Raw genomic sequence first — 21653 nt, forward strand, 5'->3', positions numbered from 1 at the left:
ACTATTAATACTTCATTATTTTTACAACATTACCATTGACATTCAATAAATAGGTACCTCTGTTTAAGCTGCTCACATCTGCATTAATACCATTTCCGCTAAGTAATACATTTCCCATAAGCGTAGTGATTGTCCAATCATATGGTATTTCGTCTGAGAAGAAAACGAGATCATTTACCGGATTAGGGTAAACTTTTAATGAAGATGCATTGCTTCTACCGAAAATACTAGTTTCTACCTTAGGCCCAACTTCTATATAGTTCAGATTAAAACCTGGAGATTCAATAAAGAACCTTAACAAAGTATCAGTAGTACTAAAAGTAACAATACCCAAAGATACTGTTTCCCATTTTTGCCAATCTCCAGTAATTGGAAGTGTAAGTGTAGAAGATGCTTTTTTACCATTAAGTTTTATATGAACATTTGCACCAACAGCAGGTGTCGGATTTCCTGCGACTCTAAGATATACAGGATATTCTCCGTTTTCTTTTACTGATATAGAATATTCTAACCATTCTCCCGCCGCTGTCCATCCTACGTTGTATGCACCATTGACATCTTTGGTTACCTCAATATCTACCTCATCATTTCTGTATGCACCTCCCTGATTTGAAGGATCCGAGTCAGAATAGGTTGTATTCGCTATATTTTGAAAATCATAATCCTCAGCCTGAATAATTCCAGGGATATCAAAAGGCTTGCCTTTAAAATATCCTCTTGCACATAAAATTTTAAATGTGTCAGAGACAGAACCGCAATCTTCGGAAGAAACAAGTACAGAATAAAATGCACCACAGGTATCAAAGACAGCTAATGAGCTTGAATCTGCCCCTTCGATCAGTTTATTGTTATGATACCATTGGTAAGTAAACTTTTCTTCTGCATTATCAACCTTTATAACAATAGGATCTTTTTTGAGAACAGCTCCTTTTCCAAGGCTAATAGGAAACATAGTTTTTACAACATCCACTTCATCAGCCATGACACAAGTGCCTAAGGTAGCTTCTACCCTATACTTGCCTGTTTCAGTCGCCTCTAATGTTGTGCCAGTCTGAGCAGTTAATTCTTCTCCATCTTTAAACCACTTGAAAGATACTTCTTCAGCAGTTGATTGAAGTCCGATCGTAACAGAGTTCTTACCGCACAAAGTCTGTGGAAGGCCTAAATACGGAGCAAAACATGGTACATCAGTAGGCTGGTGATCATCTTTAAATTCATACAGTTTATCTTTAGCAAAGCCCCCCATTTCACCAGGACCAACTTTTAACTTCCAGTCTCTTGTAAACATGGCTGGTTCCCAGTCATTATCAGCTACCCAAGCTGACCAGCTTAATCCAAGGCCTTCAGCCCAGTTAACTATTGGATCTCCGTAACTTGCAATACTACCTTTTAATAAAGTACTTGTAGCAGAAACAGTCTGGCTAAAGCCCCACTCTGATAAAAATACAGGATGAACTTTTACAACCTTTTCTACCTGTGCTTTCACAGATCCGGAGCCTGTTGCTGTCCAATGACCAGGATAAATATGAGCTACATAAACAATGTTGCCTCCGGTTAATGGATTGGTAGCTGCATCACCCATTCGCTGATCCCAAACAGGACTACCTGCAAGAATAAGATTATGCGGAGCATACTTCCTTATGAGATCTACCCAAGCCTGCATGTAAGGTTTGAATTGTCCCCAAGTAAGATTATTATTAATAGGCTCATTATATACCTCATATAATACATTGGAGTAATTATTGAACCTAGGAGCCATGTAAGTCCAGAAAGCATTGGTAGACTCTATATTACCATTTACATCTGCGATATAATGCCAGTCTATAATTACATAAAGTCCTTTGGAAGTAGCATAGTCTACAGCAGGTTTTAAAGTCTGCTGATAATATTGTTCAAGGTTTGATATAGGTGGTTCTACTGTAAATCTTAGTACCCTGGTATACCACCCCGGTGATTCAGATAATGTATCATCAAGATTTGTGACTACATCAATTAATCCATTCAAACCAACAGTTCTATCAGTGGCTTGTTCTTTAATATCCTGAAAGTCCACACCTCTGAGAATAACAGTGTTTCCTGCTGGATCTTTAATCAGATTTCCCTCAACGTGAAGCCAGGGAGTAGCAGACTGAGAAAATGCCGACAGCGGTGTCAGCAATACAATCAATAAAAAAAACAATATGGGTTTATTCATCATGTTAGAATTTATATCCAGGATGAAATTACCCAAAATTAATTTCCCGCAATTTTCAATTTTAATCTTTAATCCAACTGTCTATACAAATAATACAATAATATTTAACCAAGCATAACTTTCATTGTATTTAGCTAAGAATTCCTTGTTCTTTTATTTAATTTTTTTCAAAAAAAAGAGTCCCGAATACTCGGGACTCATCTATTCTAATCTCATTTTAATCCATTAATCACCATCATTATCCGAAATAGTAACCAAAACACCAAGATCAGTTGTCATATCAACTTTAAATAAACCAACGAGTTCCAATACTTTCAAATACAGGTCCTTAACGTTTGATTGAGAAGTCTCAAGACTTGTCTGCAAAGAGGGTTCTACTCTATCTATCGCAATATAAATGCTATCAAACTGTTGTTTAATCCTAGTGCTTAATAGGACATCTTCATGCCTGGCTCCGACATGATCGAGAAGATCTTCAATCCCAGCCAGATCTCCCTTAGGGCTTTTACCAAGGAATGCATTTTCAAGAGAAATAACATTCTCTTTAATATGACTCAGCGACATTCCGCTCTCACGAGCCTCAAGCTGACTAATTAGTGGGACTCCCATATTGTTCAATGGCTTTCCAATCTTTTTATTTTTGACAACCTCTGTGAGGTAGATCAGCTGATTAACCAACATTCCTATTGAACTATTTATACCTTTTCCATCTGAAGCTATAAACGTATTGATGTACACGGACTCCCAAAGATCAAGGATTTGAAGAGACTTTGCTTCTAAAGCCATACATAAAGAGAGCAGGTAGCTTCTCCTGTTTTGCATTAAAGTCTCTGTTCCTCCAAACTTATCGAGAATATAAACATTTCCTTTAGCATTGTTAAAAATAAGGTATTCAATAGCTGGAAAGCCTTTCACAGAAGCACCCTTATTGTAAATATAATTTGTATCAATTACGGAGTTAGTATTAATTGCATCTTCAATTAAAGATGTATTAACGGGCGAAAAATCAATACTGCTGTAAAGAGCTACAGACAAATCATCACCAGGACCTATTTTATAAAGCTCACATCTCTTCCAGGCACTTGCTGATAATTTCCAGGCATCTTGCAAAGCAATCAGATTTTCTTCTGTGGGGTTAGTTACAAATTCTTCACATGCAGCCGTCATAGTATGTGAAGACTTATTCAATTCCTTATAAGAAGGTATTATAATATTTTTACCTATATTTTCCAGCATTCCTTTTCTGTCAAAGGAATTGAAAGCATCTGAAGGCTGCTGCTCTGAATCCTTTTTACATCCGGTAATAAGCAGAAATAGAAAGGGCAAAATGAATATAGTGTGTTTCATTGGATAATAATTAAAGAGATTCGAGAAATTCTACAAGTGCTTCCCTATCTGATTTTGACATTGCTTTGAATGCTTTCTGAGATTGCTCTGCCTCTCCTCCATGCCATAGAATGGCTTCCTGAAAGTTTCTTGCACGGCCGTCATGAAGAAAATATGTATGCTTATTTACATTTTTAACAAGACCTATACCCCATAGCGGCGGTGTCCTCCATTCGTTCCCGTTAGCAAGAAAATCAGGTCGACCATCCGCTAGACCCACTCCCATATCATGTAACAGCAGGTCTGTATATGGACGAATTTCCTGATTTGACAATTCATTGACAGGACTATAGAAGCCTGTCTTCATTTTAGGTATGTGGCATTTACTGCATTTGGCTTCAGTAAATAATTGCTTTCCTCTCAACACCTTCGTATCTGTCCAGTTACGTCTTCCGGGTACGGACAAAGTGATGGTATAGTAAACTACTTTGCCAAATAGATCATCTTGAATTTCTGGTATACCGCCATTCGGCAGATTGCCATAATTCTGAAACTGAACAGGACTCATGTTTTCTTTAGGAAAAAGAGATGAGGTAATCCCCATATCACCGGAGAATGCTCCTGCAACCTGCTGTCTGATATTTGGCTGATTCGCTTTCCAGCCAAATCGCCCGAGTGTATTCTGCTTCAGAGCTTCATCCCAAACGTAGTTAGGTCTTCCCGAGATACCATCCTTATCAGAGTCATTCTCATCTGCGTAAGATAGAATGACTGCTTCATCTACAGCTTCAAGCAAGCCCAAGCCTGGTAACTGCTGGGCTGCCCTTGGAGAGTATAATATATTTGCGCCAAGATCTCCATAATTTAACTTTATAAATTCATATAAAGGTTTCCTTAATTGATAAGCCTCTCCATCATCAAAAGTGCCATCAAGAGGAAGGTAGGTTATTTTGAATGTCCCCTCAGGAAGTACGCCGGAAATGGCATTTGGGCTAAGCTGAGTCCCATAATCAGGATGCCCAAGCGGTCCGCCATGAATGTCTGTACCCTCAATACTAAGCCTCATAAGCATAGAAACAGGATCATACCCATCGAGAGGAGGTTGCCCTCTTCCATCTTTGAAATGACATCCTGAACATGACAATGTGTTGAGCAAAGGTCCAACTCCGTCGCGACCAGCAGTTGAAGATGGTGCAATTACCCAGTTATCACGAAAGAAAGAATTGCCAACAACAAATCTGGCATTGTCTTCTACGCTTATTCCAGGAATGGAATGGCCAAAAGCATTTTCAGTCTGATCGAAAACAGTTGCCACTCCACCAGCCAGCTCTTCACCAGCTTCTGCAGCATTTACATTGGAAGGTTCTTTATCCTTTTTACAAGAAGTGATAATAAAAAGGAAGCTAAATAAAAAAGCCGTACCAAGGAGTAATAATCCCCTGGTGCGGCTTTTTATAATTTTCAATAAACTCATTCTACTTATTAAAAGAAATTCCAAGTTTAGCTGCTATTTCTGTTATCAGATCAGCCTGTTTATATAGTGATTCTATAGCAGTCTGAATACGTTTTTTCCCCTCCGGATCAGTTATTTCCTGATCAAAAGGATGATGAATTGCATTTACACTTGTTTTGGTAGTTGCAAGCTGAGTATTCATTTTACTGCTCAGATCAACATCTTTCGCTACTATAAGTTCGTCAATGCCAGCTTTGTCAATGATAGTTCCATCTAGTTTAGTATATCTTCCATAATAAACGTTCTCAAGACCAAGAGCATCATAGATGATATCATTATGTGTATTATCGCTAAAGCATGAGTGCTCATCTTCTTGCTGTCCAGACTCCAGGGAAACCTGCATTCTTTCACCAGCCAGTTCACCACCACTTAGGCTTGCAAAACCAAACAGTATGTCTCTTAGAGATTCATCAATATTAGCTTCAAAAGATTTACGATAATTGTTAGTACCAGGTGCCCATGATTTAACTAAGTAATCAAGATCCTCCACAAGTATATCTGCAATAGTGCGAAGATACTGAGCTCTTCTTGCCTGATTCTTAGCAGTGCCACCGACTACAAAATCAGTATATGGTCTGTTACCGGGACCATCATTGTTGAAATCCTGTCCCCATAATAAAAATTCAATTGCATGATATCCCACACTGATAGAAGTTTCAGCTGCCCCTCCTCCTTCATTTAAAGCAGTAAGATTTTCTTTGGTAAGGTCCACGCTTAAGTCATTGATGATTCCAGCATTTTCATTTCCCTCTACATAGTCAATATAAGACTCGTCCATTGGCCATGCGTTCAACAACCCTTCCACACCTGTTTCCGGATCATCAATTGGTCCGTCATAAAAACGATATGCTTCCGTCTGAAGATATGGTACTCGTGCAGCCAACCATGCTTGTTTTGCTTCATTTAATTTCTGCGCTGAAGGCTCAGATATAAAAGCGTTGATTTTGGTTTGTAAATCCTCAGCCTTATTATATGAATCTATATAAGACGCATAAACAATCTCAGCATAGTTGTTTACTATTTCTTGTTTTTTAGACTCTGAAGACGAAGAAGGATTTGGATCTTTATCTTTTTTACAGGATGTTGTCAAAGACAAAAGGATTGCACTAAATACAATTGGGAAGATACTTTTCGTAAAGAAGGAAAACATAGGGTGCGCTAAAGTTAATTTATGCACACAAAGCTAATTTTTATTTAAAATTAATCCAAATTAAAATAAACTAACTTAAAAGGTATAACTTCCTTATTTTCAAAAACAAAAAAGCTATTGACAAAACAAGTTTATCAATAGCTACGAAACAAGCAGAAATTTAACTCAAAGCTTTAGTTAAGTTTTAAGTCCTTGACTTTTATTGCTCCACGGAGCAATTCGATCGCACCTTCTATTTCAAGGCATTTTAAAATTCTGGAAATTACCACCCTGGTTGTGCCCAATTCATTGGCCAGTTCCTGATGTGTAATTGAAACGATTTGTTGTTTGGTTTTAGAAGAAAGTCTAATCAGATAATCCTTTATTCTTTTATCAATACTTGAAAATGCCAGAGAATCGAATGAATCCAATAATTGTTCCTGTCTTTGCGCAAAAGTTTTAATTACAAAATCATTCCAGGAAGAATATTTTCTTTGCCATTCATATACTTTAATTCTTGGGACAAGAATTAATTCCGATTTTTCAGAAGCCTCCATTGCGGCGTTCATTGGTGTTTGGCCATAACATGACAATAGAGACATCATACAAGTTTCACCTTTATTTACATAATAAAGTAAAATTTCTCTGTCTTCAGTTTGACGAAAAATCCTTAAACTTCCTTCTAAAAGAATAGGTACAGAAACCAGGAAGGCGTTCTGTCTGTGGATACGATTTCCCTTTTCAAATTTTTCTATTTTAGCAGCAGCCAGTTCAACTCTTAAGTCTCGTTCAAAGAAATTAAACTGATCCTCTAATTCGATTACAGGTGTACTTAAAATTCTTTCCATAAGTCTTATTACTTAATGTTTAGGCAAAAATCTTCAGATAAAATTTAATGACTCTTTATTTAACAAATTTGAATATTCCCAGAATAGTGAACTTAATAATCCAATTATTCATTTCCGGGCTTGATTATAAACCATACTATCGAGAAGATGAGAAGAAGTCAAATTTTAGGAGAGGAAAAATTGGTTTTACAACCTTTTAGCAGCAGGTAAATTCTTTATATTTTTCGCTTAAAAGACAATAAAAACATGGCTAAAAATTCAAATTTCAACGATTATTAATTTTAAAAACATTTAAAAGACAAACTTTTTATTTATCTAACATTGGCGGATATTGATCCATTTTTTTTTCCAGGCCATCAATTATCTTTTAAAAAAATCTTATTAATTTAGCCATTACAACTTATTGTCAAACACAAAATAATATGAAAACATATTATTGGTTTTTTTGCATTTTTTTAATACAATTTTCAAATCCCCCTTTAAAGGCAGAGAAGGTATTTTTATTGACTAATAAAATTGAAGAAAAAGGAATCAGAAATGAATATCTGGGAGTATTTGAAGATAAGACAAGCAAACTTGATATAACAGCAATTACAAGTCCTGTATATGCCGATAGTTTTAGATATCAGACTTCCGATGCGGTAAACAGTAACAAAGCTTCTTCCTATTGGCTCAGATTTTCTGTGAAAAACCTGACGAAAAATGAAAAGAACTGGCTGATTGAATTATATGACCATAACATAAATTATATCTCATTTTATGCTCCTGATGAAAATGGACATTATCAATTGACTCAGTCAGGTAATTTGATTTCATTTAACAAACGAATGTTTTTTCATAAAAATCCTGAATTTGAATTACGGATTCCCCAGAATCAAACCTTGACTTTTTACATTCGGATAAAATCGGAAAACGAAAACAATTTAAGTCCCCAAATCAGATCTTATAAGAAATTCATATCCTATGCTCTGGCAGAATACTATGTTTTAGGAATTTTTTATGGTATTTTAATTATGATGGCCTTGTATAATCTTCTGATGTACATATCCATCAAAATGGGCATTTATCTTTATTATGTCTTTTATGTACTTTCATTCAGCCTCTATTCTATGTGTCAGAGTGGCTTCGCATTCCAGTATCTCTGGCCCGAAAATCCTGAATGGAATCTGTATGCCTTTAGTCTTGCTTTATATGGCATCATTACCTTCGCCCTGCTATTCATAAAAGGATTTTTAAATCTAAAAGAAACCCAACCTTTTTTTAACAAAGTAATAAACTTTGTAATAGTCATCAGAGGTTTGATATTATTATATGGTTTATTCTTCAACAGAAATATCTTATATGCTATTTACATTGATACTATTCCTTTTTTCCTGGCATATAAAATATCTCTTAGAAGTTATTTAAGAGGAAACAAAACTGCCTTTTTCTTGTGGGTTGCATATACTAGCCTGTTTGCAGCATTTACAATAACAGCATTAGAAAACTATGGCTTTATCAAATCAACCATTTTCACTGTATATAGCCTGAATATTGGAATCATTCTCGATATAATATTACTCTCCATGTCCCTGACAGACAGAATGGGCGCTGAAATCAAAATGAGGCAGGCTGCACAGAACAAGTCTATCGAAGAAATGAAAGAGAAAGAATTATTAAAGGACAAGATTAACAAAGAACTGGAAGAAAAAGTAGCACAACGAACAGAACAGCTTAAACAGGCATATGAAAGGCTTATCAACCAGACTGAAGAAATCACGACGATGAACCTTCAGCTTGACCTTGCCAACAGGGCCCTGAAGAAAGACATGTCTGACATTGCCATGACCAGGATCATGAAAAACCAGGTGAATTTTGAAGAATTTGTTAAAGTATATCCTGATGAGCTTACCTGTTTCAGATATCTGGAAGAACTTAAAGGTCAATCCAAATTTCAATGCAAAAAATGTAATTCTAATAGTTGCGGCAAGGGCAAAGAGCAATTTGACAGACGTTGCAGCAAATGTGGTTACAATGAATCAGTCACTGCAAATACGATCTTTCACAAACTTAAATTTCCGATAGTAAAAGCATTTTACATCATGTATCTTGTTTCCAACAAACAAGATATCACTTCAGACGAATTATCCGAAATGCTATCTTTAAGAAAATCTACTTGCTCAAATTTCAAGAAAAAAATTAAGGACAGAATTAAAGTACTTGATAAAAAAGAATTTAGCGGATGGAATTCCCTTGTAGTGGACAGCACAATAGAAAGCATCACTCACACTACTGATTAAGTGTTTCTTATCACTTCCATCATTGTATTCCTTCCCAATGAATTTCTCTGAATAGTCAATTAAGAATAATATTCAGGTAATTACAGATAGAATCATATTTATCTTAATCTACCTCAAAATATTTTTCGCAATACGAATATAATGAGAACTATCACCAAAGCTACAATAACGAACCCTGTCCATACACCTGCCTTGAAAATCCCTTCTATCGCCTCACACCCTGAAAGAAATAATACAAAGAATATCAGAGTATAGATTCTACCAATTACTGCACTTTTCATAACCCCTCCTTTTTTAAATTCTTACTATTAAAACATAACAATCAGCATATTGGTGCAACGTGAACATTTGGCGTTCCGGCTAAAATTTACTACTAACTCTTTCAAAAAATAAACACTTCACAATAAACTGTTTTACAATATTTTAATATAAATTTAAAATTCAATTACCTAAATTTTATCCTTTTTTTAACGGAAAGATTTTCCACTCGTAATTGAATTAAACAATCCGGATATAAGATACTTATGGAACTTTTAATTTTTATTGGACTACTGATAATCATCATATTGCTAATCAGGCAGAACAGTTTAGTCGATAGTAAACTCAATGAATTGTCAAAAAAAATTGATGGTCTGAAAAATGAAATTAAAAAACTTTCAGTCACTGAACCTAGGCCTTCTAAGTCTGCTGAGAAGAAAGACGAATCGATATTATCACAAATACTTAATCTTGACAACCCTAAACAGGAGCCCGTTAAGATTACCGAACCCAAAATTGAATCCCAAGCTAAGGAACAAGAACCTGTAAAAAAACAAGTTCCTGTCCTATCTCCTGCAAAAGCCGTTTCTTCTGCAAAACCAAAAGAGAAAAAACCTACCTTCTTTGAAAGAAATCCGGACATTGAAAAATTTATCGGTGAAAATCTCATCAATAAAATTGGTATTGCCATACTAGTTTTAGGAATTGGATTTTTTGTAAAATATGCAATAGACCAAAACTGGATACATGAAATCGGTAGAGTATTTATAGGAATACTTTGTGGAGGAATATTGCTAGGACTTGCACATAAAATGCGTAAGACATTTGCAGCCTTCAGCTCCGTACTGATAGGCGGAGGAATGTCTATATTTTACTTCACCATATCAATAGCATTCCATGAGTACAATTTATTCAGCCAGACAGCAGCATTCCTGATAATGGTTGTGATAACGGGATTTTCAGTACTATTTTCAATAACCTATAACAGAAAAGAACTAGCAGTACTTGCTATTATAGGAGGCTTTGCTTCTCCCTTCATGGTAAGCACAGGAGAAGGTAATTACATCATCCTTTTCACCTATATCATCACGTTAAATACCGGCATGCTGGTTTTGGCTTATTTTAAAGGCTGGAAGATTCTGAATATTATCTCTTACCTCTTCACTATAGTGCTTTATGGAGGCTGGCTGATAACCAAAGTAAAAGGTATTCCTGACGCGCCGTATACCGGCGCCATGGTATTTGCCACACTCTTTTATCTGATATTCTTCCTTATGAATATCATTAATAATATAAAAGAAAATAAAAAATTCGCAGCAATAGATATCAGTATCTTATTGAGCAATACATTCCTTTATTACACAGCTGGTATGATCATACTTGCCAATATTAAAGGAGGAATGTTCCAGGGATTATTCACAGCAGTGATCGCAATTTTCAATTTTATTTTTGCATTCACATTGTATAAAACCAAAAAAGCCGACACTAACCTTATTTATTTACTTATAGGTCTTGTCCTTACATTCCTAAGTCTTGCTGCTCCTGTTCAGTTGGAAGGGAACTATATTACACTATTCTGGTCTGCTGAAGCAGTGCTTCTGTTATGGCTATCTCAAAAATCGGGGATAACACTTATTAAAGTAGGATCTTTAGCTGTAACTGTTCTTATGCTTGTAAGTCTGATAATGGACTGGATAAGCATCTATGACCGAAATTTTTCTGAAACAATCATTTTAAACAAAGGATTTATCACAAGTATTATAGCTCTTACTTCTCTAATCCTTACAAGATTATTACTAAAGAAAGAAACTGCGACAAGTATAATTTTCCTTCCGGTTAAATATTATGACAAAGCACTGGGCACTATATTTCTGACTTTATTATATTTTGCAGGTTTCCTTGAACTTCATTATCAATTATTAAACCACATATCAATTGGCAGCTTGAGGGCTATCATTACCGGGAGCTATAATTTCATGTTTGTACTTTCCCTCTTGCTATTAGACCAAAAAGACACATCAAGGGTATCGATGATCAGGACACTCGTTCTGGGATTATTGTCAAGCATCTTCTACATGACTTATTATCATCAAGAAATCATCAAACTGAGAGAAGCGTATCTGATAGCTCAAAGTACAACTTTCCTCAGCTTTACTTACCAATACATTGACACATTGCTGTTCACAGGCATATTAGTTTTAATGTACCGAAAAGTCAAATCTGTGTTTGGCTTTAAAGTGATTACTGGAAAGCTCTTCCTATGGTATCTTTCATTTGTTGCACTTTTCATTCTAAGCAGTGAACTGGACCATGTTGTACTTTTCATTTTCTATAAAGAAATGCAAGGAGCGAGCTATATAATCAGTCAGAACCACAAAATAGGATATCCTATCCTGTGGGGCTTGAGCTCCCTTGTATTTATGGTTCTTGGGATGAAGAAAAAAAGAAAGGAACTCCGTATTATTTCTCTGACAACATTCTTTATCACTCTGCTTAAGTTATTTATATTCGACTTAAGAGGTATTTCAGAAGGAGGGAAAATTGCCTCATTTATCTGTCTGGGAGTTCTATTATTAGTAATTTCATTTATGTATCAAAAGCTTAAAAAGCTAATCATAGATGATGAAACAACTATTGCTTCATAATTAAATATGAAAAAATTATTTTTGTATAACATACTATTCTTCTTTATTGCTACATGCTCTTATGGACAAGCATTTAAGAAGAAGGCTTTATTAAGTAAAGTAAACGAAAGCAGGTTCTATAAAATTCCGATAACTCCTGATATCGTGACTCATCTTAATGATGATCTTTCGGATATAAGAATTTATGATAATACCCAAAAGGAGATTCCTTATATTTTAAGCAGAGAAGTACCTCTTCAGGTACATCAGATATTCAAAGAATACAACATCAAAGAATTCAGATCACAATCAAAATGTTGTTCCAGACTGATACTTCAGAATGCTGCAAAAAACAAAATTGATAACATTAGCCTGATCATTAAAAATTCTGATGTAAGGAAGAATGCAAAGCTTAGCGGTAGCAGTGACAATAAACACTGGTATATCATCAAGAACGACTATTATCTTGAATCCTATCCATCACTGAATAATACTTCAGAAGTTAAACTTCTTAACTTTCCTTTGTTAGATTATGAGTACTACATGCTTGAAATCGGAGATTCAGGTAGCGCTCCTCTTAACATATTAAAAGCTGGATATTATGACACCTATATAGAAAAAGGAAAGTTTACAGAACTTCCCAAGGCCCATGTACATAGGAAAGACAGCTCTGATAAGAAAAGTTATATTTCTATCTCTTTTCCTTCAGCTCAGTTGATAGATAAAGTAAAAATTGCTGCATTAGAGCCTCATTATTACTTCAGAAACGCGGCAATATGCACCACCTATTACGAAAAAGGAAAGAAACATTATAACACTATCACTACTACTACTCTCCGCTCAAACAGCGATAACACCATTGAATTGGACCATCTGAAAGTTAAAGATTTCCAACTGATTATTGATAACCAAGACAACCAGCCATTAAAAATAAAAAGCATAGAAAGCTATCAACTTGTATATTACATGACTGCTATGCTTGAGAGAGGAAAATCGTATACAATTCAATTCGGAGATAAAAATTTATCTTATCCTCAATATGATCTAGGTTATTTTAAAGACAGCATTCCGGAAAATCTGAGTATTATAAAAGCCGGAGCCATCCTTGATATTCCCCAACAAATCGAAAAACCTGAGAAAACATTTTTCTCTTCAATGCTTTGGGTCTGGATTTCCATATTTCTTATAATGTCAGGTCTTGGGTATATGTCTTATAAAATGATAAAAGAAATGAAAACCAAGCAAACGACTGACACCTAATGTCATCTATTCTGAAAATACAATATATATGAAGTTGATTTTATATTTTTCCCAAAAATATTATCTTCAATCTAATCGTTACTCCCTAAAATATGCACCTAATGACAAGACCAATCAACATCCTTATTTTGCTATTTTTAATTATAACAAGAACTTCTTTGGCACAGACAGCAGGGATAGTAGAAGAAGATCATTTTGACAATAACGAAACAGGATGGCGGCTTCCTAATGGACCAACAGATCAATCAGATATTAGAGGTGGCAAATTGGTATGGCAACACAACGACCCTGCTGGCGGTAGCATCAATAACTACTTTAATCTGCTCAATACCTCAGCAAACTTTTCAGCAGAAGCCAAATTTGGTATACGAAAGCCCGGAAGCGAATATGGTCTCATGATTGGTACAGATCAGGAGAACGCTTTATACTTCAATGTCAAAAACCTTCAATACCGAATACTTGAAGTCAAAAAAGGAAAGCCCACCCTTATCAAGGAATTTACTACCTCATTAAAAATAAAGGTTGATAATAACATCTTAAAAATAGAGAAGAGTGGCTCTACCGTCCGTTTTCTTGCAAATGACCATGTGCTGACTGAGATCAATTATCCAGCTCTTACAGGGAAAGCTGTAGGCTTTGCAGCATGGGGAACATCCTCTTTTGATGTGGATGATTTTTTCATCAAAGGAACAAAACTTAAAATCAATACTGCCCCTAATCTAAGCTATAGCTCTCCTGCTGAAAATCTTGGAGCTGGTGTAAACACTGCGTATGGTGAGTTAACACCAGTTGTGACACCTGATGGTAACGGATTATATTTCACAAGAAACTATTCGCCTGAGAACAAAGGTGGTGCAGGTGATTACCAGGACGTGTATTATTCAAGCTTTCAAAATGGTAAATGGGGCAAAGCTGTAAATGTGGGAGTTCCTATTAATAACGACGGTCCAAATGCTGTATCTTCCGTAAGCCCAGACGGCAATACTGTTCTGTTGATGAATACTTACGACTCCAAAGGTGCAGCCCAGGGAATGGGATTATCCATGTCAAATAAAACCAAAAATGGATGGAGTATGCCTACCAGAGTCAACGTAAGAAATTATTACAACAAAAGTACCTTCAACGAATATTTTTTAAGTAGTGATAAGAAAGTATTGCTAATGGCTCTGCAAAGAGATGAAACTTATGGATCAAGAGATATTTATGTTTCATTTCTGGAAAACGACAATACCTGGTCTGTACCTAAAAACATTGGTTCAGTTGTAAACACACCAGGTACGGAACTATCGCCCTTCCTGGCAGCAGACGGTGTTACTTTGTACTTCAGCAGCACAGGACACCCGGGATATGGGAAGAATGATATATTCGTATCAAGAAGACTTGACAATACCTGGACTAACTGGTCTGTTCCACAAAATATAGGTTTGCCTGTAAATTCAAAAGGCATGGATGCTTATTACAGCATTCCTGCATCCGGCGAGTATGCTTATTTTATTTCTGAAGAAAAAGCAACAGGTAAAAGTGACATCTTCAGAATAAAGCTTCCAGGCCCTGTAAAGCCTAACCCACTGATACTTATTTATGGAAAGGTGCTTAACAGCAAGACCAAGGAACCTATTGAAACCGGTATTACATACAGAGATCTTGACGACGATAAGGAAGCTGGTATAGCAAGCTCAGATCCACATAATGGAGATTATAAAATAGCATTGCCATATAATCAGGTTTATTCCTTTTTTGCCGAACATCCCGGTTTTTATTCAGTGCGTGACACCATCAGCGTCCCTAACATCAGTGAGTATATGGAGATAGAGCGTAATATCTATCTTACTCCACTTGAAGTTGGTGAAGACATTCCATTGAAAAACGTCTTCTTCGTAAGAAGCGAACCAAAGTTACTGCCAATATCTTACCCTGAGTTAAATAGACTTGCAAATCTGCTTATTGAAAATCCAACGATAGAGATTGAACTTTCCGGACATACAGACAATATGGGTGATCCGGATAAAAATGTAACGCTTTCAGAACAAAGGGTTGAAACTGTGAAAAATTATCTTATTTCAAAAGGTATTTCAGGAGACCGAATATCAGGGAAAGGTTACGGAGGTGCCAAGCCTATAGCAGACAATACAAAGGAGGAAACCCGAAAATTGAACAGAAGAGTTGAGTTTAAAATTGTTAAGTTTTAAATAAGGACAAAGCGAAAAGTGGAACATTCTAACTTTAAACTTTAAGCTTTCAGCTTTAAGCCTATCTGTAAACTTTTAGCTTCAAATTCATTGTTACTTTTTATGAAGAAGGACCAAAAGGAAAGAGATATGATAAATGAACTATTTGAGAAGTTAAAGGATATCAGATCTGACGTCTGTGTTACGATTATTTTAAATACGCATCGAACACACCCTGATAATAAAAAAGATCCCATCCAGCTTAAAAACCTTATTAATGAAGCAGAGGAAAGACTCTCTGCTTATAATGATAAAAAGCTAACCCAAAATATCATTGATAAATTAAATCAACTTTCGGTAACCTTAAATCATAGCTACCATAACAAAGAAAGTCTGGTAATTTTCGCAAACAATGATATTTTGGAATACACTCGTTTACCAATACATGTAGAAGATAGAGTAATTATAGATAATACATTTGCCACAAGAGATCTTATAAGGGCTCTTCATGAACAAGTTTCATATTATATCCTAGTTTTGAGCCATCAGGAAGCACGATTAATAGAAGCTTTCAATGATCAGGAAATTAATGAGAACGTTTCACCGTTTCCGGTAATAAATGACTCTCCGTTCCCTGAAAGCAAGCATGCTGCATCGATGTCAAAAGGACAAGAAAATATTACAGAAGAGTTTTTCAATAAAGTTGACAAAGAGGTTCAGAAGGTTTTAATAAACAATCCTAAACCTCTGATTTTGGCAACTGAAGAAAGAAACTATGTGCATTATATGAATGTTGCTGACAATAAATCTGCAATCTTAGGATATGTTACTATAGACAGGAATGAAGTAAAACCAAATCAGATTATAGCAAAAGCATGGCCTACTGTAAATGAGTTCCATAAAAATACATCAAGGGAAAGAATCAATGAACTTAAATCTGCTGTAGGAACTGGTAAATTCTTCAGTGACATTACAGAAATCTGGAATGCCATAGATCAGGGAAGAGGAAAAACATTATACGTTCAAAAAGGCCTTTTTCAGCCAGGCATTGTTGATAATGACGGCATTAAGTTAAAAGATCATAGTGCTCTCCATGAACCCGATGTTATTGATGACCTTATTGATGAAATGATTGAGAAAAATATCAGTAAGGGAGGCGAAACCGTATTTGTTGAAGAGGATGATCTGGATAAATTTCAAGGACTAGCTCTTGTTACCAGGTATTAGACTTTATTAAATGAAAGGAGAATATAATTTCTGAATTGAACTTATATTCTCCCTTAACTTAACCATAGTTTCATTAGCTTTTATTCAAGCAACCAGTTTATACAATCCTCTTCTGTTTCAAATGAACGAATAATAAGATTACCAACCTGCGCTTCTTTATTCACTTTATCTACAGTCACTTTAGCAAAAGGATCAGGAGCCTCCAATGCTGCAATTTTCTTCATCCCCTGATTTTCAATTTCAGGAAACCATTCAGTTATTAAATAATCCTGAACATCTTTTGTAAGTACTCTCAGATCTCTATGATCGCTCAGATGAACAGTAATTTTATTATTCCTGACATAATCAGTCATAAACCGACAACCTGTTTTAACCTGCCCCGGTTTTAGAAAGCCTTTCCATTTGGCATATATAATACCGTCATTTCGCTCCTTTATTTCACAGTAAGGAGCTTCAAAAAGTCTGTTTGAAACCATAGAAGTAATGAAGTTAAAATAAACGCCTTCAAGTCTCAAAAAGTTTTTACTAACTATTCATTTTTGACCAAACAAATAGATCTGCCGATCAAGAACAACTAACTTAAGGCCAACCCCAGGTCATAAGCCTTCTTGAGCCATTTTTCCCTTTTCGCGTTATCTGAAGTTTTTATTATTCCTATGGTAGTAACTTCGACGGGGGTTATTCCACAAAATTCCAAAGTACATCTTTTAAGTTGATTGATACTAGGTCTTCCGTAAACAAGTCTGTAATACCATCCAGGCTGATCCATAGTAGTAATGATTCTTGCAGTTTTACCGGTAAGTAATTTATTCCACCATATTGAATTTTCCTTAGGGCTGAAGGCCATCCCGGGAAGAAACAATCTGTCTATGAATCCTTTCATAAGAGATGGCATACCTCCCCACCAGACGGGGTGTATCCAGACAAGATGATCAGCCTGTTTAATAGTTTTCCATGCATCCTGAAGATCAGGCTCAAGCTCCATTCTTTTACTATATCCATATTGAAGGTTTGGATTAAAAGTAAGATCGCCAATAAAGATTTCAACCACATTAGCCCCTGCTTCTTTCACGCCTGACTTATAAGCATATGCGAGAGAAGCGTTAAAACTTTCCCTAAAAGGGTGCCCATTAATAATTACAACATTTTTCATATATACCGAAATGAGTTTCCGGTAAAAGTAGAATAAGAAAGAGAGGACAGAAAAGACAAATGTCTATTAAATCATTTCAGCTCTTAAACGACTTAAATGTCTTGGAGTGATACCAAGATAAGAAGCGAGATATTTGAGAGGAATCTGTTCTATATATTGAGGACGCGTAAGCAAAAGGTTTTCATACCGCTCCTTTGCACTTTCACGCTGATAAGAAAACACTCTTTTTTCCAGTTCAAGGTACTCCTTTTCAGCCATTAGCTTCGTAAACTTAAGCCAGTTTGTGCTGGTTTCTGAAATTTTGTCTATATCTTTTTTTTGCAACAAGAGTAGTCTGACAGGTGTAATTGCCTGAACATTCTCCATAGTAGGAAGTCCTGTAATGAAAGATGAATAGGCAGTCATGAATGAATTTTGAAATGAAATGCAATACGTCATTTCTTCACCTTTTGGTGTTGTATAAAAAGAGCGCAATATGCCTGATTCGATATATGCAACAACATTGCAAATATTACCATCCCGGATGAAATACTCCCCTCTTTCGAGATCACAGGTTTCAACCATGGTGATAAACGTCTCTATTTCATCTTCAGTAAGAAGATTAAATGATTGTAAAAAATCTTTCATTGAACAGATCTATTCTGCCTGAAAAGTAATTAAGGATATTTAAATATCAAATTTAAAGTTTTTTATTTTCAAAAGAGAAAATAAGTATTTCAACTTCCTCATTCTCGGCCATAAGCAATAATTTCGCTATAAATCCATAGCATCATTAACTATCTGACAAAATAAATTTGACAGTGTAAAAAAAAAACAAAACAGCATAATTAAAATTACAATTCTTAATATCTGATTTTTTCATTAATTTCATGAAAATTATAAAACAAAATGGTATTTAGCAGTACTCTATTTCTCTTTTATTTCCTTCCCTGTTTTTTATTAGTTTATACATTATCTCCTCGAATTTACAGGAACTATATTATTGTATTAGCAAGTTTATTCTTCTATGCCTGGGGGGCACCAAAGTTTATATTCATGATTTTAGCTTCCATCCTAGCTGACTTTTTTATAGTTAGAAAGATGGCAACTGTAGAAGGAGACTTCAGGAAATACCTGCTTGGTAATTCTCTCATTTTAAATGTGGGGCTTTTGGCATATTTCAAATACTCCAATTTCTTTGTTGAAAACTTCAATTGGGCTTTATTTAAACTTGGATTTACTCCAATGGATTGGACTGCTGTGATTTTACCCATAGGAATTTCATTTTTCACCTTTCAAAAAATCACTTATTCCATAGATATATATAGAAAGCTTAATAATCCACTTGAAAAAATTTCAGACTACATTTTATATATACTCTTATTTCCTCACCTTATTGCCGGGCCAATTGTAAGATATCATGAGATAGCAGACCAGATTCGCAACAGAGACAGTGAAGATAATGCAAACAACAGGTTATATGGTTTTTTCAGATTTACAATAGGTCTTGCTAAAAAGGTTTTAATTGCTAATATACTTGCTGAACAGGCGGATAAGATCTTTGCTATGGATGTTAATACAATAAGTTCATCTACAGCATGGATAGGAGCTTTAGCCTATACATTTCAAATTTATTTCGACTTCTCCGGATATTCAGATATGGCAATAGGATTAGCCAAAATGATGGGCTTTACATTTCCTGAAAATTTTAATTTGCCATATATTTCAAAGAGCATAACAGAATTCTGGAGAAGGTGGCACATCACTCTGGGTCAATGGATGAGGGATTATCTTTATATACCGCTTGGAGGCAACAGAGTGACTCCAAACAGAATCTTAATAAACTTGCTTATTGTATTTTTAATTTCAGGTTTATGGCATGGTGCAGCCTGGACTTTTATTTTATGGGGAGCATACCATGGGTTTTTCCTTATTTTAGACAAACTGTTTTTATTAAAATTTTATAAAAAGATAGGAGTTGGGTTTGGTCTTCCCATTACATTTGTCCTAACAGTATTTGGCTGGGTATTATTCAGAGCAAGTGATTTGAAACAAGCTATAATATTCATAAAAAGAATGATTTTATTTAGCAATAATGGGTTGGCACCTATCGAGCTTCACAAAGGCTTTTGGATTACTTTCTATATTGCAATATTCTTTTCATTTATCGCTTTAATACCAAAAGCAGAAAAGATGATCGAAAATTTCTTCTCTCCTTCTGAAGACCTTAAAGAGTTCTCTTATTTAAAATATATAACAACAGCAGTCCTTTTAGTAATCAGCGCAAGTATATTAATTTCCACAGGCTTTAATCCTTTCATTTACTTCAGATTTTAAAATGAAAACAGAAAAAATAAGAGAAATCTTAGTAAGTCTATTTATTATATTTCTTACTCTTCCTATACTGCAACATGCTTTTAAAATTTTTCCTTTACAATCACTTAAAGGAGCATTTAATGAAAGATATTTACCAGAGTTCAAAAAGCAAGACTGGTTTACGTCTACATATCAATCCAATTTTGAAGGATATGTCAATGATAGAATAGGTTTCAAACCCTGGTTTGTAAAAATCAAAAATCAAATTGAATATTCTGTTTTTGATAAAGTAAATGCTTCAAATGTTATTGTAGGCAAGAATGAAGTTCTTTTTCAGGATTTTTACATATCAGCATTATTAGGAAACGATTTCCTCGGTGAAGAAACGATTAAATCAAAAGTTTCAAAACTAAAATTTGTGCAGGATGAATTATCCAAAAATAATGTCCAGTTCCTATTTGTTATTGCTCCCGGGAAAGCCTCTTTTTTTCCGGAATATTTACCTGATCAAATTGATTTGAGCAAAAAAGGTCTATCAAATTATGATATTGTCGTAAGAGAATTTAATAATTTTGGAATAAATTATATAGATCTTAAACAGCTTTTCCTTGCGAAGAAAAGCACTTCTCTCTATCCCCTTTTTCCTAAATGCGGAATTCACTGGAGCGGCTATGGAACCACTCTGGCGGCAGACACCATGTTTAAGACCATTGAGAAGTTGTGTCATAAAGATCTTATAAATTTTCACAGTCTGCCTGGAGAAAAAACCAATACAAACTTAAAGTACACTGATAGTGATATTGGAGATGCAATGAACCTTCTTATACCTATAGAATCAGATTCACTTTATTATCCAAGTGTTAAATTTGAAAAAAATGACAGCACACAAAAGATAAATGGTCTTTTTATAGGCGACAGCTTTACCCAAAGCTTTTACGGATTTTATCCTTATTTTCAGGAATTGCTACTTCCGGACTCTAGATATTGGAGCTATAATAAATACATATATTGGCCTGAAGGTCTTGGAATAGGCGCAGATGTAGGGACATTTCATCTCTACAATGAAATAAAAAATAGAGACATTGTAGTTATTGTTTCCACGGAGCAAAACCTATCAAACTTCTCATTTGATTTTGGGGATAGGGCCTTTGATTTATTGAACAATCCAGAATTAATGAAATTAGGACCGATGGAATACCAAATATTAAAAGTAGAGAATGAAATCCGAAATTCTCCAGAACTATTCGCTGCCGTCACTCAAAAGGCACTTGAAAGAAATCTTCCTCTTGATACAATGATTAGATATGATGCAATATGGATCATAAATGATACCAATGGTAAAGGCCATTAAAAAAGGAGGCTTAAGCCTCCTTTTTTTT

16 protein-coding genes are annotated in these 21653 nt (G+C 35.1%); 7 read left to right on the forward strand and 9 right to left on the reverse strand.

Annotated elements, in window-relative coordinates:
• Nucleotides 1-4: 4 nt before the first annotated feature.
• The 5 genes from K350_RS31735 to K350_RS30425 form a co-directional block, all read right to left on the reverse strand.
• Nucleotides 5-2197 (reverse strand): cellulase family glycosylhydrolase, encoded by a 2193-nt coding sequence (locus tag K350_RS31735; protein WP_081671149.1) that lies wholly within the window; start codon nucleotides 2195-2197, stop codon nucleotides 5-7.
• A gap of 222 nt (nucleotides 2198-2419) precedes the next feature.
• A complete protein-coding gene (locus tag K350_RS0125690) occupies nucleotides 2420-3541 on the reverse strand; it encodes an imelysin family protein (RefSeq protein WP_028982369.1) in 1122 nt (373 codons plus the stop codon).
• A 10-nt stretch (nucleotides 3542-3551) separates the two neighbouring features.
• A complete protein-coding gene (locus tag K350_RS0125695; RefSeq protein ID WP_051313702.1) occupies nucleotides 3552-4994 on the reverse strand; it encodes a di-heme oxidoreductase family protein in 1443 nt (480 codons plus the stop codon).
• Nucleotide 4995: 1 nt separating this feature from the next.
• On the reverse strand, nucleotides 4996-6210 hold the full coding sequence (locus K350_RS30420) for an imelysin family protein (RefSeq protein ID WP_211236780.1): 1215 nt from the start codon (nucleotides 6208-6210) through the stop codon (nucleotides 4996-4998).
• 146 nt (nucleotides 6211-6356) lie between these two features.
• Nucleotides 6357-7010: a Crp/Fnr family transcriptional regulator gene (locus tag K350_RS30425; RefSeq protein WP_051313705.1), complete on the reverse strand. Its 654-nt coding sequence runs from the start codon at nucleotides 7008-7010 to the stop codon at nucleotides 6357-6359.
• A gap of 422 nt (nucleotides 7011-7432) precedes the next feature.
• Here K350_RS30425 and K350_RS0125710 point away from each other — a divergent pair, with 422 nt between their 5' ends.
• On the forward strand, nucleotides 7433-9289 hold the full coding sequence (locus K350_RS0125710; protein WP_028982371.1) for a 7TM diverse intracellular signaling domain-containing protein: 1857 nt from the start codon (nucleotides 7433-7435) through the stop codon (nucleotides 9287-9289).
• A 113-nt stretch (nucleotides 9290-9402) separates the two neighbouring features.
• On the opposite strand, the gene K350_RS32505 is transcribed toward K350_RS0125710, so the two are convergent.
• Nucleotides 9403-9570 carry a phosphatidate cytidylyltransferase gene (locus K350_RS32505; protein WP_156027204.1) on the reverse strand — a complete coding sequence of 56 codons (168 nt, stop codon included), beginning with the start codon at nucleotides 9568-9570 and terminating at the stop codon, nucleotides 9403-9405.
• A 243-nt stretch (nucleotides 9571-9813) separates the two neighbouring features.
• Between K350_RS32505 and K350_RS0125720 the strand changes: the two genes are divergently transcribed.
• The 4 genes from K350_RS0125720 (at nucleotide 9814) to K350_RS0125735 (ending at nucleotide 16826) form a co-directional block, all read left to right on the forward strand.
• On the forward strand, nucleotides 9814-12192 hold the full coding sequence (locus K350_RS0125720) for a DUF2339 domain-containing protein (protein ID WP_028982372.1): 2379 nt from the start codon (nucleotides 9814-9816) through the stop codon (nucleotides 12190-12192).
• A gap of 6 nt (nucleotides 12193-12198) precedes the next feature.
• Nucleotides 12199-13431 (forward strand): hypothetical protein, encoded by a 1233-nt coding sequence (locus K350_RS0125725; protein ID WP_028982373.1) that lies wholly within the window; start codon nucleotides 12199-12201, stop codon nucleotides 13429-13431.
• A 101-nt stretch (nucleotides 13432-13532) separates the two neighbouring features.
• Nucleotides 13533-15620 (forward strand): OmpA family protein, encoded by a 2088-nt coding sequence (locus tag K350_RS30430; protein ID WP_162144215.1) that lies wholly within the window; start codon nucleotides 13533-13535, stop codon nucleotides 15618-15620.
• 102 nt (nucleotides 15621-15722) lie between these two features.
• Entirely contained in the window at nucleotides 15723-16826 is a 1104-nt protein-coding gene (locus K350_RS0125735) for an AOC03_06830 family ribosome hibernation factor (protein WP_051313709.1), read from the forward strand.
• A gap of 80 nt (nucleotides 16827-16906) precedes the next feature.
• Here K350_RS0125735 and K350_RS0125740 read toward each other — a convergent pair whose 3' ends face one another.
• The 3 genes from K350_RS0125740 to K350_RS0125750 all read right to left on the reverse strand — a co-directional run bounded on the left by K350_RS0125740 (nucleotide 16907) and on the right by K350_RS0125750 (nucleotide 18606).
• The gene (locus tag K350_RS0125740; protein ID WP_162144216.1) at nucleotides 16907-17341 is read right to left on the reverse strand and encodes a hypothetical protein; all 435 of its coding nucleotides are present in this window, start codon (nucleotides 17339-17341) and stop codon (nucleotides 16907-16909) included.
• 59 nt (nucleotides 17342-17400) lie between these two features.
• Entirely contained in the window at nucleotides 17401-17979 is a 579-nt protein-coding gene (locus K350_RS0125745) for an NAD(P)H-dependent oxidoreductase (RefSeq protein ID WP_028982376.1), read from the reverse strand.
• Nucleotides 17980-18045: 66 nt separating this feature from the next.
• Nucleotides 18046-18606: a Crp/Fnr family transcriptional regulator gene (locus tag K350_RS0125750; protein WP_028982377.1), complete on the reverse strand. Its 561-nt coding sequence runs from the start codon at nucleotides 18604-18606 to the stop codon at nucleotides 18046-18048.
• 453 nt (nucleotides 18607-19059) lie between these two features.
• Here K350_RS0125750 and K350_RS0125755 point away from each other — a divergent pair, with 453 nt between their 5' ends.
• Nucleotides 19060-20295: an MBOAT family O-acyltransferase gene (locus K350_RS0125755; protein WP_211236781.1), complete on the forward strand. Its 1236-nt coding sequence runs from the start codon at nucleotides 19060-19062 to the stop codon at nucleotides 20293-20295.
• Between the two features lies 1 nt (nucleotide 20296).
• The gene (locus K350_RS0125760; protein ID WP_028982379.1) at nucleotides 20297-21625 is read left to right on the forward strand and encodes an alginate O-acetyltransferase AlgX-related protein; all 1329 of its coding nucleotides are present in this window, start codon (nucleotides 20297-20299) and stop codon (nucleotides 21623-21625) included.
• Nucleotides 21626-21653: the final 28 nt, after the last annotated feature.

The sequence above is a fragment of the Sporocytophaga myxococcoides DSM 11118 genome (assembly GCF_000426725.1).
In the GTDB taxonomy this organism is placed as follows: Bacteria; Bacteroidota; Bacteroidia; order Cytophagales; family Cytophagaceae; genus Sporocytophaga; species Sporocytophaga myxococcoides.